The organism is Streptomyces sp. NPDC002144, from assembly GCF_053593695.1.
This window is the reverse complement of record NZ_JBSFDB010000009.1, coordinates 120,381-136,411: the sequence shown is the minus strand read 5'-3', so window position 1 is coordinate 136,411 and position 16,031 is coordinate 120,381. Positions and strand designations below refer to the sequence as shown.

Here is a 16,031-nt window from a genome sequence, read left to right as displayed (position 1 = left end):
GGCAAAGCGTCACACGAAGTGGGCGGCATTGTCCGGCGGTTGACCGGCTACGGCCCCGTCACACCGGTGTCCGCACGATCTCCCGACGACCGCCTCCGCGCGCTCCGGGTGCTCCTCGAACCAGGCGCCGAGATGGTGGTGCACTGCCCCGGCGACACAGGCGCGCACCTCGGTGTTGCCGAGCAGTCCGCGGATGGGGCCGAGGTACTCGGGGCGGTCCAGCTTCACCGACACGACCGCCGCCAGGCCCCGGCCGATCCGGTCGGCGATCGAACCGGTGTCCCTGGCCGTCGGCAGTCCCCGCCTGCGCGCGTACGCGCTGACGGCGGCCGTCACCCCGTCGCGGAACCCCTCCACATGCGTGCCGCCCTCCCGGGTGAGCCGGCCGTTGGCGAAGCCGCGGACGCCCTCCGCGTCCCTCCCGCTCCAGTGGAGGGCGATCTCCATCGTCCCCGCCATCCGCGGGTCCTCCCGCTCGAAACCGATGACATCCGGATGGAGGGACCCGTCGGCCGCCGCGTCGAGCGCGGCCACGAAGTCGCGTACGCCGTCCGGGTAGCGGAACCGCTCCAACCGCGCCTGGCCTGCGGGGCGTTCGTCCGTGAGCGAGATCTCCAGCCCCCGGTAGAGGAAGGCCACCTGCCGGAAGCGCTCCGCGAGTACGGCGAACGAGCACCGAGTCGTCTCGAAGATCTCCGTGTCGGGCCAGAACGTGATGGTCTTCCCCGTGTCGGTCGCGGATCCCACGGCGGCGGGCGGGGCGAGGGCGACACCGCCCGCGTACTCCTGGGCCCGGCGCACCCCCTCGCGCCGCACCTCGGCGGTCAGCCGGCTCGACAGGGCGGTGGCGACGACGAGCCCGAGACTGAAGTGGCCCACGTACACGGAGTGCCGGTCGCCGGGCTCCGACCCGGCGTACAGGGTGGTCAACCGGGCTTCGAGCCCCGGGCCGCCGATGTCCCCTGTGGCCGGTGCCTCGAAGGGAGCCGCCGGTGCGTCGTCGGTCACCCGCACACCGCCGTCGGACATGAGCGTGACGTCGACGCGGCCGGCCCCCTGGGCCAGGACCTCGTTCACCGCCTCGCTCACGACCGCGAACACCAGCTCGTGCAGACCGCGTTCACCGGTGGAGCCGACATACATCCCGGGCCGCTTGCGAACGGCTGAGAGCCCCTCCAGCACCTCGATATCAGCAGCGTCGTACCGCATGCCTTCTCCACTCACGAAGACCCCTCCCATGGCGTCCGGCGGATGTCCCCAGCCTAGGAGAAATCCTAGAAAAGGCCAGGTCAGAGCAGTTGCGCCGAGGTCGTGGACGAGCGGGAGAGGACCTGCGCGGCGAGGGGTGGCGCAGGGCGCACGCGGTGGGCCGAAAAGGGGCCGGCGACCCCGCCGAGGCCGCTCACCACCCCGTCCGGGACGCCTCCCGGGCCCTGTTTTCACGGTGCCGGCGCGGCTGCCCGCGGGCTGGCGCTCTTCGCGTTCTGCTTCCACTCCTGGGCCAGGAGGCCGAGCAGGACCTCGTCCAGGAACTCGCCCATCACCCAGGCCGAGGACCGCAGTACGCCCTCACGGACGAAGCCGTTGTGTTCGGCGGCGCGCAGCATCGCGTGGTTGTCGGCCAGCGTCTCGATCTGGAGGCGTTGCAGGCCGCGGACGACGAAGCCGTAGTGGCACAGGACCGCGACCACGTCGGTGCCGTAGCCCTTGCCGCGCGAGGACGGCAGGAGGCCGAGCCCGATGTGCGCGAAGCGGTTGTGGTTGTCGATGCCCCACAGCGTCGCGGTGCCGATCAGCGTGCCGCCGTCCAACTCCACGACGGAGAAGGGGACATGGTTCTCCTTCATGTCGTCCACCACGAGCCGCGGATCCTTCGAGCCGGGCGATACCGGCCGCCATGGCCCGCCTTCCGCCCGCGAGGAGTTGACCACGTCGTCGTAGAGCTCGGTCCGCAGCACCGGCATGTCGTCCTCGTAGCGGGCCCTGAGCCCGACCTTCTCGCCCTTCAGCATGCAGGCTTCCTATCCGACCCGGCCGACGGCGGCAATCCAATATGTGAGCACCCGAGCCGGGCGAGCCGGTCGCGGGCGGTGATCTATGAGGGTGCCCGTGCCACCGCCGTGCTGTCCCGCACGATGACCTGGGGCACCGGCACCCGTACCGTCCGTGCCGGGCCGCCGTCCACCAGGGCGGTCAGCTCCCGCGCCGCCGTACGGCCGAACTCCACGCTGTCACGGGAGAGCGCCGACAGCCACGGCTTGACCATCCGGCACAGGGCCGAGTCCTCCCAGGACAGCACCGACACGTCGGCCGGTACGGAGAAGCCCAGTTCGGCGGCGGTGGCCACGCCGGCCACGGCCATCACGTCGTTGTCGTAGATCAGGGCGGTCGGGGGAGCGGGGCGTCCCAGGACCCGGCGGGTGACGGCGGCGCCCTCCGCGTCGGAGTAGTCGGTGGTCACCGACTCCACCTCGGGCAGATCCCGGCGCTCCGCCTCGGCGCGCAGGGTGCGGATACGGCGCTCGGTGTGCGCCAGACCGGGCAGGCCCGCGATGTGCGCGATCCGGCGGTGGCCGAGCGCGTACAACTCGTCCACGACCGAGGCCATCGCGCCCGCGTCGTCCGCCCAGACCGTCGACAGGCCGGGGTGACGTTCGTCGGGGGCGCCGCCGATCACCACGGCGGGCAGGCCGAGTTCGTCCAGCAGGTCGGGGCGCGGGTCGGCGGTGCGCGGGTCGACGACGAGGACGCCGTCCACGCGGTGCTCGGCCCACCAGCGCCGGTAGACCGCGCACTCGTCGTCGACGTCCTCGACCACCTGGAACAGCAGGCCCAGATGCCGTTCCGCCAGCACCTCCTGTATGCCCGAGACGAGTTGGAGGAAGAAGGAGTCGACACCGAGGGTGTCCGCGGGGCGGGCCAGCACGAAGCCGACCGTCGCCGCGCCCTCCCCGGACAGCTGACGGGCCGCGGTGCTGGGCCGCCAGCCGAGTTCCTCGGCGACCTGGCGCACCCGGTCACGGGTTCCCTCGGAGACGCCCGGCCGGCCGTTGAGCGCGAAGGAGACGGCGCTCTGGGAGACCCCGGCGTGACGCGCGATGTCCTTCATCGTCGGCCGACGCGCGGGCGACCGCTTGCCTGACACGGTGATTCCCCATTCAACATTCAGCGGGCGGATTGCAGGAGAGTAGGCACTAATGCGGTTCAGCTGCAAGAACCTAATGCGTATTAGCAACTAATGCGATTAGCTCCTCCGGTTCCATTGACGGGCCGGTGAAACGGCGTGCAGGGTCTGCGTCGTTGGCCAACCCCACTGCACCAACCCCGTTGCACTAGGAGGCCGTTGCGCCGTGTCCGTTTCCCGCAGAACCCTTGCCGCAGCCGCCTTCGTCGCCCTTGTCCTGCCGCTCAGCGCGTGCGGTTCGGGAGGCGGCGACGGCGGATCGGGCGACGCCTCCGGCAAGGTCGAGGGCGACATCACCTTCCAGACCTGGAATCTGCGCGCCAACTTCAAGTCGTACTTCGACGGCGTGATCGCCGACTTCGAGAAGCAGTACCCCGGTACCCACGTGAGGTGGATCGACCAGCCCGCCGAGGGGTACGCGGACAAGATCAGCGCCGACGCGGCGGGCGGCACCCTGCCCGACGTCGTCAACGTCTCCCCGGACCTGGTCGCCCCGCTCGCCAAGGCCGGCCTCGCGCTCGACCTCGACAAGGCGGCGGCCAAGTACAAGAAGGAGTACCTGCCGGGCGCCTGGGCCAGCCATCAGATACCGGGCATGACCGGCACCTACGCGTTCCCCTGGTACCTCAACACGGGCCCGCTCTTCTACAACAAGTCGCTGTTCAAGAAGGCCGGACTCGACCCCGACAGCCCGCCGAAGACCTACGACGACCTCTTCGCCGACGCCCTGACCATGGCGCACAGGAGCGACGGCAAGGTCGCCACCCTCGCCAACGTCCCCACCATCGAGGACTTCGGCCGCTACGGCGTGGAGCTGATGAACAAGCAGGGCACCGCCTTCACCTTCAACGACGCCAAGGGCGTCCAACTGCTCAGCAAGTACAAGGAGTTGTACGACGCCAAGGCGCTGGACCCGCAGGCGCTGACCGCCACCCCGGAGTCGTCGGGCAAGAAGTTCCTCACCGAGGCCGTCGCCATGAACCCGGGCAGCGCCCTCGACCTCGACAACTTCAAGAAGCAGGCGCCGAACCTGTACAAGAACATCGGCATCACCGACCAGATCACCAGCACCGGCCACGTGAACATGTACGTCATGGGCGTGATGGTCAACTCCAGGACCAAGCGCACCGCGGCCGCCGTCGCCTTCGCGCACTACGTCACCGACGCCGAGCACCAGATGTCCTTCGCCAAGAAGGTCGCCATCTTCCCCAGCACCGCCGGATCCCTGGAGGACCCCTACTTCACCAAGGAGGACGGCACCGACGAGACCCGGGTGCGGATCGCCGCCGCCAAGTCCCTGAAGAACGCGGTCAATTACACGCCCGTGCTGTTCAGCGACCAGATGAAGACGGCGCTGCGCAACGAGGTGGCCAAGGCGCTGCAGGGCAAGGAGAGCCCCAAGGCGGCCCTCGACAACGCTGTCAAGGCCTGCAACACACTCCTCCAGCAGCAGGGCTGACGCGCGATGGCCACCTCGACCGTCACCCGGGTACGGAACCAACTTCCCAGCAGCCCTTGGCTGTTCGCCGCGCCCGGGCTGCTGATCACCGGCGTGTTCATCCTGTACCCGTTCGTCTCCACGGTCGTGAGCGCCTTCACCGACCGCCGCACCCTCGTCCCGGGGAAGTTCGTCGGGCTCGCCAACTTCCGCGAGCTGCTGCACGACGACATGTTCTGGATCGGCCTGCGCAACAGCACGCTGTACGTCGTCTGCGTCGTCCCCGCCCTCGTCGTCCTGCCGTTGCTGCTCGCGCTGCTGGTGCAGAAGAACATCCCCGGCATCACCTTCTTTCGGTCCGCGTTCTACACGCCGGTCGTCGCCTCGATCGTCGTGGTCGGCCTGATCTGGGTGTGGCTCCTGGACGAACGCGGCCTGATCAACTCCCTGTTGGAGACCGTCGGGGTCGGCCGCGTCGGCTTCCTCAGCGACCAGTGGCTGCTGCTGTTCAGCGCCATGGCCGTGACCGTCTGGAAGGGCCTCGGCTACTACATGATCATCTATCTGGCCGCGCTGGCGAACGTCCCCCGCGAACTCCACGAGGCCGCCGCCGTCGACGGCGCAGGGGCGGTCCGCCGCTTCCTCACGGTCACCGTGCCCGCCGTCCGCTCGACGATGGTCCTGGTCGGCGCGCTGTCCTCGGTCGCCGCCTTCAAGGTCTTCTCCGAGGTGTACCTGATGGCGGGCCCCAGCGGAGGCCCGGCCGGCGAGGACACCACCCTGGTGATGCTGGTCCAGCGCACCGGCACCGGCCTCACCGGCCGCGTCGGCTACGCCTCCGCCATCTCGCTGGTCGTCTTCGTCGTCACCGTCGCGCTGATGCTGCTGGTGCTGCGCGCCGACCGGAGGGAGGCGTCATGAGCGTCCTGGAGAAGGCACGGCCCGTCTCCCGGCCCGAGGCCCCTCGCGAGCCCCGCGTCACCGACGAACACGGCCGCCGTATCCGGGTGGGGGAACTCGTCGTGCGCTACGTGCTGTTGCTCGCCGTCCTCGCGCTGACCGTCGGCCCGTTCCTGTGGCAGCTGTCCACCTCGCTCAAGGGTCCCACGGAGGACATCTTCAGCTCGCCGCCGAAGTTCCTGCCGGGTCACCCGACCCTGCACAACTACGAGCGGGTCGCCGACACCATCCCGGTGTGGGACTACGCGCTGAACTCCCTCAAGGTAGCCGCCGCCAACGTCGTGACCAACTGCGTCGGTTCGGCCCTCGCCGGCTACGCCCTGGCCCGGCTGCGCTACCGCGGCCGACGCGTCGCCACCCTCGTCTTCATCCTGGCGATGCTCGTGCCGGTGGAGGGCATCATCATCGCCCAGTTCACCACCATGCGGGAACTCGGGCTCAACAACACCCTCGTCGGCGTCGTCCTGCCCGGCTGCATCGCCGCCATGAACGTGCTGCTGATGCGCAACGCCTTCCTCAACCTGCCGTACGAGATCGAGGAGGCCGCCTATGTCGACGGCGCCGACGTCTGGCAGCGGTTCCTGCGCATCGCGCTTCCCTCGGTGCGCGGCACCGTCGCCGTCGTGGCGATCTTCGCCTTCATGGGCGCCTGGGACGACTTCCTGTGGCCGCTGATCGTGCTCAGCGACCCGTCCAGGTTCACGCTGACCATCGGCCTCAACTACCTGCACGGCACCTTCGCCAACGACGAACGCCTCGTCGCCGCGGGCACGGTCATCGCCGTCGCCCCGCTGATCGCCCTCTTCGCCTGTCTGCAGCGGTACTTCTTCCGCGGGGTGGGCGAGGGGGCCGTCAAGGGCTGATCGCCGTCTACGAGTTCCAAGGACACCGCATGCCTCCTGCCGTGCGCTTCGGCGTCAACTACACCCCCAGCGAAGGGTGGTTCCACCACTGGCTCGACTTCGACCTCGACTCCGTACGCGCCGACCTCGACTCGATCGCCGCGCTCGGCCTGGACCACGTCCGGGTCTTCCCGCTGTGGCCGTACTTCCAGCCCAACCGCACCCTGATCCGCCCACGGGCCGTCGAACAGCTCGTGGCCCTGGTGGACGCCGCCGCCGAACGCGGCCTCGACGTCACCGTGGACGGACTGCAGGGGCACTTGAGCAGTTTCGACTTCCTGCCCGCCTGGATCCGCACCTGGCACCGGCGCAACCTCTTCACCGACCCGGACGTCCTCGACGGCCAGGCCGCCTATCTCCGCACCCTGGCCTCGGCCCTCGCCGACCGCCCCAACTTCCTCGGCATGACGCTCGGCAACGAGGTCAACCAGTTCTCGGCCGGCCCGCACCCCGACCCCGACCGGGCCTCCGCGGCGCAGATCGACGCGTGGCTGGAGCGCATGCTGACCGCCTGCGAGAAGGGCGCCCCCGGCAAGCTGCATCTGCACGCCGAGTACGACGCCACCTGGTACCAGGACGACATGCCGTTCACCCCGGCCCAGGCCGCCCGGCACGGCGCCCTCACGGCCGTGCACTCCTGGGTCTTCAACGGCACCGCCCAGCGCCACGGCCGTACCTCCGTGCCGACCGAACACCATGCCGCGTACCTCATCGAACTGAGCAGGGCCTGGGCCGACGACCCGAACCGCCCCGTGTGGCTCCAGGAGGTCGGCGCCCCCGCACCCCTCATCCCGCCCGAGCACGCCGCCGCCTTCACCGAGGCCACCGTCGCGAGCGCCCTGGACTGCCCCGACCTGTGGGGCATCACCTGGTGGTGCTCCCACGACGTCTCCCGCGCCCTCGCCGACTTCCCCGAACTCGAATACGGGCTCGGACTGTTGACGAACGACCGGCAGCCGAAGGACACGGCACGCGTACTGGCCGGCGCGGCGGCGCGCGACCACAGGGCGCCCGCGCCGCGCACCACCGCCCTCGTCGTCCCCGCCGATCCGGCCGTACGGTCCCGCTGCGCGCCCGGCGGCCCGGTCTTCGACGCCTTCTTCCGGCTGACCGCCGACGGCGCCCGGCCCACGACCGTCCTGGACACCCGCGCGGACGACACGGACCACCTCGCCGTACGCGGCATCACCGAAGTCGTCACTCCCGAACAGGTACTCCCCACCCCACAAGGAGACACCAGCTCGTGAACCCCACCAGACGCACCGTCCTGCTCGCCGGCGCCGCGGCGGCCCTGCTGCCGCCCCTGCCCGCGGTCGCGGCGACCCGCCGGTCCGACGCCACCGCGACCCCTCCGTACGCCTCCTACTGGTACCCGGACTCGCTGCCCTCGGGCACGCCCGGCACCGGCATCACCTGGCGGAGCCTGAAGTCCTGGACGGCCGCCGGTGACGCCGACCTCGCCTTCAACGCCGCCTCCGTGCCGCTCGCGCCCCGCTTCACCCCGACCCCGGCGAACACGACGGCCCGCTCCGGGCAGGCCCGCGTCCAGTCGCTGGTGTCCTTCGGACCGACCTCGAGCAACCCCTCCCAGGGTTCGGCCACCGCCGACTACTACGCCCTCACCCACTGGGCCTACCTCGATGAACTCGTCTTCTGGGGCGGCTCGTCCGGCGAGGGGCTGATCCTCGCCCCGAACGCGCCGGTCGTCGACGCCGCCCACCGCCACGGCGTGCCGGTCCTCGGCAACATCTTCCTGCCGCCCACCGCGTACGGCGGCCAACTGCGGTGGACCCGGGACCTGGTGCAGAAGGACTCCTCCGGCCACTACCCCCTCGCGGCCCAACTCGTGGCCGTGGCGGCGGCGTACGGCTTCGACGGGTGGTTCGTCAACGCCGAGACCGGGGGCGGCGACAGTGCGCTGGGCGCGGACATGCTCGGCTTCGTCAAGGAGCTGAAGGCGCTGGCGGCGGCCCGTGGACAGCGCGTGACCTGGTACGACGCGATGACCGTGAGCGGGACGGTGAGCTGGCAGGGGGCGCTGAACGGCCAGAACCAGGCCTTCTTCCAGGCCGCCGACGACATGTTCGTCGACTTCCGCTGGACGGCGGGCACCCTCGCCTCCTCCGGGACGAAGGCCGGTCAACTCGGCCGCAGCCGATACGAGTTGTGGGCGGGCGTCGACGTCGAGTCCAACGGGTCGAACACCTCCGTCAACTGGGACGCGATCGTGCCGACCACCAAGGCCCATGTGACGTCGATCGGGTTGTACCGCCCCGAGTGGACCCGCAACCACCTGCCCGCCTCGCGGACGCCGGGTGAGTTCCACGCGGCGGACGACCGGTTCTGGACCGGGCGGTCCCTGGATCCGTCCGAGCCCGACGCCGGTGACCCCTGGCGGGCTCCCGCGGTGTCGGTCGCGGACCGGTCGACGGTGAGCGGAATGCCGTTCGCCAGCACCTTCAACACGGGGCACGGGCTGCGGTGGTACGAGGAGGGGGCGGTCACCTCGGACGCCCCGTGGAACCACCTCGGGCTCCAGGACCGGCTGCCGTCCCGGCGGTGGGTGGTGCGGACGGAGGGGCAGCGGCCGGCCGTCTCCTTCGACTTCGCGGACGCCTGGCGAGGGGGCAGCAGTGTGCTGGTGGACGGTGAACTCGACGAGCCGGTGGTGCTGGACGTGTACGCGGCACGGCTGCCGGCCGGTGCCGACACGGTTGTCGAGCTGACCCATCGGACGGACGCGGGTGCTGTGAACGTCGAGCTGGCCGTCGCCCTGGGCGAGCCGAGCGCGCCGGGAGCGACGCCGCCGTACTCGTACCTGCCTGTGAGCGCGGTCAACAAGGGACGGCAGCAGCATCGCGGACGGCGGCGGGGCGTGCGTGTGAAGTCGGTCAACGGCTGGGAGACGGTGACCGTGCCGCTCACGGGCCTGACCGGCACGATCCACGCCGTCGGGGTACGGCTCACCGCCACCGACGGCCCGGTCACGTGGCGGCTCGGCGCCCTCGCCGTGCGGGACGGGGTCATCACCCCGGCCGCCCCCTCCGGCCTGCGCGTCACCGCGGCCTCCGGCGGCGACCTGCGGTTCGCCTGGACCGCCGCACCCGGTGACGTACGCCAGTACACCCTGCACCGCCTCCTCGCCGACGGCACCCGGCGCTTCCTCGGCGGCACCTGCCAGAGGGCGTACTTCGTCTCTGGCCTCCAGCCCGAACAGGGCGAGCCGGCCGCGCGGTTCGAGCTGCGTGCCGTGGGGGAGCTGTACACCTCGTCGGCGCCCGTCACCGTGACCCACCCCTGGTAACCGTCCGTCCCCAGCCTTGGAGCACCCCGCATGCATGACGACCGCAGCCTGGTCGAAGCCCGTCTCAAGCGCGTCCTCGAGGAGCGCGTCCGGCCCGCGGTGTATCCGGAGTCCGTACCGCTGGAGGTGGCGGTGTGGCACGCGCCCGGTGAGCCGGTGCCGGTCGAGGAAGGGATCGCGGCCGAGCCCGAGCCGATCACGGTCGGCGCTCGATGGGGTGGTCCCTGGGGGACGAGCTGGTTCCGTGTCACCGGAACCGTCCCCGAGGCGTGGGCGGGCCGGACCGTCGAGGCCCTCCTCGACCTCGGCTTCGACGAGAACATGCCGGGCTTCCAGTGCGAGGGCCTGGTCTACCGGCCGGACGGCACCCCGGTGAAGGGCCTCAACCCCCGCAACCAGTGGGTGCGCATCGGCGCGCCCGTCGAGGGCGGCGAGGAGGTGCGCCTGCACGTCGAGGCCGCCTCCAACCCCGTCATCCTCGACTACCACCCCTTCCTGCCCACCAGGTTGGGTGACAAGGACACCGCCGGCAGCGAGCCGCAGTACACCCTCACCCGCATGGACCTGGCCGTCTTCGACGAGACGGTGTGGCAGCTGGTGATCGACCTGGAGGTGCTCGGCGAGCTGATGGCCGAGCTGCCCGTGGACTCGGCCCGGCGCTGGGAGATCCTGCGGGCGGTGGAGCGGGCCTTGGACGCGGTCGACCTGCAGGACGTCAACGGCACGGCGGACGAGACCCGTTCACGCCTGAGGGGGGTCCTGTCCGAGCAGGCCGCTCCCTCCGCCCACCGCGTCAGCGCCGTCGGCCACGCGCACATCGACTCGGCGTGGCTGTGGCCGCTGCGGGAGACGGTGCGCAAGGTGGCCCGTACGGCCTCCAACATGACGGCGCTGCTGGACGACGAACCCGAGTTCGTCTTCGCCATGTCGCAGGCCCAGCAGTGGGCCTGGGTGAAGGAGCACCGGCCCGAGGTGTGGGCGCGGGTGAAGAAGGCGGTGGCCGACGGGCGGTTCGTGCCGGCGGGCGGGATGTGGGTGGAGTCGGACACCAACATGCCGGGCTCGGAGGCGATGGCCCGTCAGTTCGTGCACGGCAAGCGGTTCTTCCTGGACGAGTTCGGCATCGAGAACGAGGAGGCCTGGCTGCCCGACACCTTCGGCTTCGCCGCCGGACTGCCGCAGATCATCAAGGCGGCGGGCTCCAAGTGGCTGCTGACGCAGAAGATCTCCTGGTCGCAGACGAACAAGTTCCCCCACCACACGTTCCGTTGGGAGGGCATCGACGGCACCCGGATCTTCACGCACTTTCCGCCGGTCGACACCTACAACTGCTCGATGAAGGGCAGCGAGATCGCCCACGCGGCCCGCAACTTCAAGGACAAGGGAGTCGCCCGGCACTCCCTCGCACCCACCGGCTGGGGTGACGGCGGAGGCGGTACGACCCGGGAGATGGTCGCGAAGGCATCCCGCCTCAGGGACCTGGAGGGTTCGGCGACCGTCGCCTGGGAGACCCCGCGCGAGTTCTTCGAGAAGGCCGAGGCCGAGTATCCCGAACCGCCGGTCTGGGTCGGCGAGCTGTACCTCGAACTCCACCGCGCCACCCTCACCAGCCAGGCGAAGACCAAGCAGGGCAACCGCCGCAGCGAGCACCTCCTGCGCGAGGCGGAACTGTGGGCGGCGACGGCGGCCGTACGGACCGGATTCCCCTACCCCTACGAGGAGCTGGACCGCATCTGGAAGACGGTGCTGCTGCACCAGTTCCACGACATCCTGCCGGGATCGTCGATCGCCTGGGTCCACCGCGAGGCACGGGCGACGTACGAACGCCTGGCCGCCGAGCTGAACACCATCATCACAGCGGCCCAACACGCCCTGGCGGGCGAGGGATCGACCCCTGTCCTCTTCAACTCCGCCCCGCACATCCGCCACGGCATTCCGGCGGGCGGCGCGGGGACACCCACCACCGAGGGTGAGACGATCCGCACGGTTCGCCCCGACGGCGGCCACATCCTCGACAACGGCCTGCTGCGCGTCGAGATCGACGCCCGGGGACTGGTCGTGTCGGCCCACGACATCGAGGCCGACCGCGAGACCATCGCCCCGGGCCGGGCCGCCAACCTCCTCCAGCTGCACCCCGACTTCCCGAACATGTGGGACGCCTGGGACGTCGACGAGTTCTACCGCAACAGCGTCACCGACCTCACGGACGCCGACGAGGTGGTCGCCGGTGAGGACGCCGGGTCCGTGCGGATCGTCCGTACTTTCGGCGCCTCACGCGTCACACAGGTGCTGTCGCTGCCGCCGGGGGAGCGGCGGTTGCTGCTGGAGACGGAGGTCGACTGGCACGAGACGGAGAAGTTCCTCAAGCTCGCCTTCCCGCTCGACGTGCACGCCGAACGGTACGCGTCCGAGACGCAGTTCGGGCACTTCCACCGACCGACCCACACCAACACCTCCTGGGAGGCGGCCAAGTTCGAGGCCTGCAACCACCGCTTCGTCCATCTGGAGGAACCGGGCTGGGGGGTCGCGCTCGTCAACGACTCCACGTACGGCCATGACGTGACCCGCACCGTGCGCACGGACGGCGACCGCGGTACGACCACCACGGTGCGGGTCTCCCTGCTGCGCGCCCCGCGCTTCCCCGACCCCGAGACCGACCAGGGGGCGCACCGCTTCCGGCACGCGCTGGTGCCGGGTGCCGGGATGGGGGACGCCGTGCGCGAGGGCTGGCGGATCAACCTTCCCGAGCGTCGGGTCGACGGCGCGGGTGAGGTCGCGCCGCTGGTGACGGTCGATCAGGAGGCGGTCGTGGTCACGGCGGTGAAGCTCGCCGACGACGGCAGCGGCGATGTGGTCGTCCGCTTCCACGAGGCCCACGGCGGCCGGGCGCGGGCCACCCTGACCGCGGGCTTCGCGGTCGCCGACGTCACGGTCACCGACCTGCTGGAACGCCCGCTGCCTCGGACGCCCGCGCCACGGGTCGACGGCGAGCGCGTCGCCGTACGCCTGCGTCCCTTCGAGCTGATGACGCTGCGGTTGCGGCGGGCCTGAGCCGGAGGAGTGGCCCTCACCGCTCACGGCCACTCGTGGGCGGTGATCCCGGTGAGGATGAGGTCGATGCCGGCGGCGAACTCGGCCCGGTCGTCGTGCTCGCGGAGCTGACCGGCGACACCGCGGGTGAACGCGTACTGGTCCGGGTCGAGGTCCTCCCATGCGGTCGCCACCGTGTCGAGGAACTCGGCGCGGTTCCCGCCCGGTTGGTGCGTCCGGGCGTTGGCCGCGTTCTGGCCCGCGACTCCGAGGATGTAGTTCAGCAGCGCGGACGCCGCCGTGAACTGGGCGGCCTCGGGCACGCCAAGGGCCCGCACCTGACGTCCGATGCGTTCGAAGACCTGGAGCATCGGCGGCTGCGCAGGGGTGCGGGCCAGCTGTGTGCCGACCCAGGGATGGTCGTCGATGGCGTCGAACAGGCCGAGCGCGAGGGCCCGGATCGCCTCGTTCGGTGTGGCGTCGGTGTGGTCGCCGGCGAGGGCCGTGGCGACGACGGCGTCGGTGGCGGCGGCGAGGAGTTCGGTCTTGCCCGCCACGTGCCAGTAGATCGCCCCCGGCCCGGTCGCGAGGCGTTCGGCCAGGGCGCGGAAGGTGAGCCCGCCCTCGCCCACGGAGTCGAGGAGCTCGACGGCGGCGCCGACGATGCGCTCACGGGAGAGCGGTTCCTGGCGTCGCTCCGGACGACGCGCCTTGGTTGCCATGAGGTCATCCTACCCTCCTGGAACACCGTTCCAGCTTGACAGTGCCTGGAACGATGTTCCAGTGTGGTGGTGCTGGAACGGCGTTCCAGAGGGATCCGCCAGGCGCCCGGCCGGTGGTCCGCGATGGGGAGGAAGCACCATGACCACGCACGTCACGATCATCGGCGCGGGGCTCGGCGGGCTGACGCTCGCGCGTGTCCTGCACGTCCATGGGATCCCGGCGACGGTCTACGAGGCGGAGGCCTCGCCCGTGTCCCGCACCCAGGGCGGGATGCTCGACATCCACGACCACAACGGACAGCTCGCCCTCAAGGCGGCCGGGCTCTTCGACGAGTTCCTCGGGATCGTCCACCCGGGTGCCGAGGCGTCACGGGTGATGGGCAAGGACGGAAAGGTCCTGCTGGACGAGCCCGACGACGGAGCGGGTCGGCGCCCTGAGGTGCCCCGCGGTGCCCTTCGGCGGATCCTGATCGACTCGCTGCCCGCCGACGCGATCCGGTGGGGACACAAGGTGACGGGAGCGCGGTCTCTCGACGACGGTCGGCACGAGGTGACGTTCGCGGACGGTACGACGGTGACGACCGGTCTGTTGGTCGGCGCGGACGGGGCATGGTCCCGGGTCCGTCCGCTGCTGTCCGACGCGAAGCCGGAGTACGTGGGCCTGTCCGTCATCGAGACGTACCTCTTTGACAGCGACACCCGCCACCCCGCCACCGCCCGTGCCGTGGGCGACGGTTCCCTCTTCGCGCTCGACCCGGGCAAGGGCATCAGCGCCCACCGCGAGCCCGACGGCGTGTTGCACACCTATGTACAGCTCACCAGGCCGCAGGAGTGGCTGGACGCCGTCGACTTCGCCGACGCGGAGGCGGCCCGGGCGCTGGTCGCGGCGGAGTTCGAGGACTGGGCGCCGGAACTCACCGCGCTGATCACGGACGGTGAGACGCCGCTGGTCCTGCGGCCCATCAACACCCTGCCCAACGACCACCGTTGGGACCGGGTGCCCGGCGTGACCCTGCTCGGCGACGCCGCCCACCTCATGCCCCCGTCCGGCGAGGGCGCCAACCTCGCCATGTACGACGCCGCCGAACTCGGCAACGCGCTCGCCGCGCACCCGGACGACCCCGAGTCCGCCCTCACCGCGTACGAGGAGGCCATGTTCCCGCGCAGCGCCGCCGAGGCCACCGCGTCCGCGCAACTCCAGGACCTCCTCCTCGGCGAAAACGCCCCACACAGCCTGGTCGACTTCTTCACGGGCAAGGGCCAGCCGGGATGAACCCGGGGGGCGGGCTGGGGCGTTGATCTCGGGGTGGAGGCTTCCTTCTGCCTCGCTGCTCCCGGGGGCTGCCGTCAGCCGCGGGTGCCGCTCCTCCCGGGGTGCCGCCCGCGGCTCCGGTTCGGCGGGGTTGCCGTCAACCGCGGATCCGTTTTTCGGAGCTTCCTTCGGCTTCGCCACTCCCAGGGGCCGCCGTCAGACGCGGGTCCCGCTACTCCCGGGGCTGCCGGCCGCGCTCCCGGTCGGCCGGGGCTGCCCCCAGCCGCCGATCCGTTCCCCTGAGCAGCCGACCCGTTCCCCCCAGCCACCGATCCGTTCCCCCATCCCCGGCCGGCCGCCGTTCCCCCACCCCGCCCGGCCCCAGTTCCGTTACTCCCCGAGTTGGCTTCGTAGCCACTGTTCCACCTCGCCCACGTGGGCGGCCGCTGCCGCGCGGGCCGCCTCTGGGTCGTGGGCGACCAGGGCTCGGTGGATCGCGGCGTGTTCGCGGCGGGTGCGGGCGAAGGCGCCCTCTTCCTGGTAGCCGCGCCAGACGCGGGCGCGGAAGGTCCGCGACGACAGGCCCTCCAGGATCGCGGCCATGGTGTCGTTGCCGGCGGCCATGGCGATCTCGCGGTGGAAGGCGAGGTCGTGGGCGAGGATCTCCTCGGGGTCGTCGGTGGCGTTCATCGCGGTGAGATGCTTCTCGACCTCGGCCAGCTGGTCCGGCGTGATCCGGGCCGCCGCCAGCGCGGTGGCCGTCGACTCCAGGATGCGCCGCACCTCCAGCAGCTCCACCAGCCGCGGCCCGCGCGAGAGATCGGCCACGACACCGAACGTCTCCAGCAGGTCCCCGGCCTCCAGCTGCGTCACGTAGATGCCCGAACCGTGCCGGGCCTCCAGGACACCAAGGACCGTCAGCGCGCGGATCGCCTCGCGCATCGAGCTGCGGGACATGCCCAGTTGGGCGGCGAGGTCGCGCTCGGTCGGCAGGCGCTGGCCGGGCTCCAGGCGGCCCTCGGCGATCATCGCCTTGATCCGCTCGATGGCGCGCTGCGTCACCGTGCCCTTCTGCGGGGCGGTCTCGTCCACGCCGTTCCTCCTGTCGCCGGTGCGCCGCAGTCTATCCCCGGGGGTGGTCGGACCAATACCGTCAGAGGAGGGGAAAAAATCGCGTCGGAGGGTGTTGTTTCCGGGAAGTGGTCTGATAAATATGCGTGGCATCTGCTCGAACCCGCT

The 16,031-nt window shown here is 71.0% G+C and carries 12 protein-coding genes; 7 read left to right on the top strand and 5 right to left on the bottom strand.

Annotated features, from left to right (window positions below; translation table 11 throughout):
* Positions 1-9: 9 nt before the first annotated feature.
* The 3 genes from ACWCQ1_RS16040 to ACWCQ1_RS16030 form a co-directional block, all read right to left on the bottom strand.
* Positions 10-1,209 (bottom strand): DNA gyrase subunit B, encoded by a 1,200-nt coding sequence (locus ACWCQ1_RS16040; RefSeq protein ID WP_451026717.1) that lies wholly within the window; start codon positions 1,207-1,209, stop codon positions 10-12.
* Between the two features lie 230 nt (positions 1,210-1,439).
* The gene (locus ACWCQ1_RS16035; protein ID WP_358600942.1) at positions 1,440-2,012 is read right to left on the bottom strand and encodes a GNAT family N-acetyltransferase; all 573 of its coding nucleotides are present in this window, start codon (positions 2,010-2,012) and stop codon (positions 1,440-1,442) included.
* Positions 2,013-2,095: 83 nt separating this feature from the next.
* Entirely contained in the window at positions 2,096-3,109 is a 1,014-nt protein-coding gene (locus ACWCQ1_RS16030; protein WP_358601010.1) for a LacI family DNA-binding transcriptional regulator, read from the bottom strand.
* Positions 3,110-3,350: 241 nt separating this feature from the next.
* On the opposite strand from ACWCQ1_RS16030, the gene ACWCQ1_RS16025 reads away from it, so the two are divergent.
* Genes ACWCQ1_RS16025 through ACWCQ1_RS16000 form a run of 6 tightly spaced genes read left to right on the top strand, consistent with a single transcriptional unit; the run spans position 3,351 to position 12,839 of the window.
* The gene (locus ACWCQ1_RS16025) at positions 3,351-4,643 is read left to right on the top strand and encodes an ABC transporter substrate-binding protein (RefSeq protein WP_358600945.1); all 1,293 of its coding nucleotides are present in this window, start codon (positions 3,351-3,353) and stop codon (positions 4,641-4,643) included.
* A 6-nt stretch (positions 4,644-4,649) separates the two neighbouring features.
* The gene (locus ACWCQ1_RS16020) at positions 4,650-5,543 is read left to right on the top strand and encodes a carbohydrate ABC transporter permease (protein ID WP_358600948.1); all 894 of its coding nucleotides are present in this window, start codon (positions 4,650-4,652) and stop codon (positions 5,541-5,543) included.
* Positions 5,540-6,445, top strand: coding sequence for a carbohydrate ABC transporter permease (locus ACWCQ1_RS16015; RefSeq protein WP_358600951.1), 906 nt, complete (start codon positions 5,540-5,542; stop codon positions 6,443-6,445). The genes ACWCQ1_RS16020 and ACWCQ1_RS16015 overlap by 4 nt, the downstream gene beginning before the upstream one ends.
* 29 nt (positions 6,446-6,474) lie before the next feature.
* Positions 6,475-7,731: a glycoside hydrolase 5 family protein gene (locus tag ACWCQ1_RS16010; RefSeq protein ID WP_451026716.1), complete on the top strand. Its 1,257-nt coding sequence runs from the start codon at positions 6,475-6,477 to the stop codon at positions 7,729-7,731.
* Positions 7,728-9,788, top strand: a complete 2,061-nt coding sequence (locus ACWCQ1_RS16005) for an endo-beta-N-acetylglucosaminidase (protein ID WP_451026715.1) — start codon at positions 7,728-7,730, stop codon at positions 9,786-9,788. The genes ACWCQ1_RS16010 and ACWCQ1_RS16005 overlap by 4 nt, the downstream gene beginning before the upstream one ends.
* A 30-nt stretch (positions 9,789-9,818) precedes the next feature.
* Entirely contained in the window at positions 9,819-12,839 is a 3,021-nt protein-coding gene (locus ACWCQ1_RS16000; RefSeq protein WP_451026714.1) for an alpha-mannosidase, read from the top strand.
* Positions 12,840-12,862: 23 nt separating this feature from the next.
* Here the strand turns inward: ACWCQ1_RS16000 and ACWCQ1_RS15995 are convergent, their stop codons facing one another.
* Positions 12,863-13,540 (bottom strand): TetR/AcrR family transcriptional regulator, encoded by a 678-nt coding sequence (locus ACWCQ1_RS15995; RefSeq protein ID WP_451026713.1) that lies wholly within the window; start codon positions 13,538-13,540, stop codon positions 12,863-12,865.
* 139 nt (positions 13,541-13,679) lie between these two features.
* Here ACWCQ1_RS15995 and ACWCQ1_RS15990 point away from each other — a divergent pair, with 139 nt between their 5' ends.
* Positions 13,680-14,813: an FAD-dependent oxidoreductase gene (locus ACWCQ1_RS15990; protein WP_451026712.1), complete on the top strand. Its 1,134-nt coding sequence runs from the start codon at positions 13,680-13,682 to the stop codon at positions 14,811-14,813.
* 369 nt (positions 14,814-15,182) lie between these two features.
* Here the strand turns inward: ACWCQ1_RS15990 and ACWCQ1_RS15985 are convergent, their stop codons facing one another.
* Positions 15,183-15,884: a FadR/GntR family transcriptional regulator gene (locus ACWCQ1_RS15985; RefSeq protein WP_133046559.1), complete on the bottom strand. Its 702-nt coding sequence runs from the start codon at positions 15,882-15,884 to the stop codon at positions 15,183-15,185.
* Positions 15,885-16,031 lie beyond the last annotated feature (147 nt).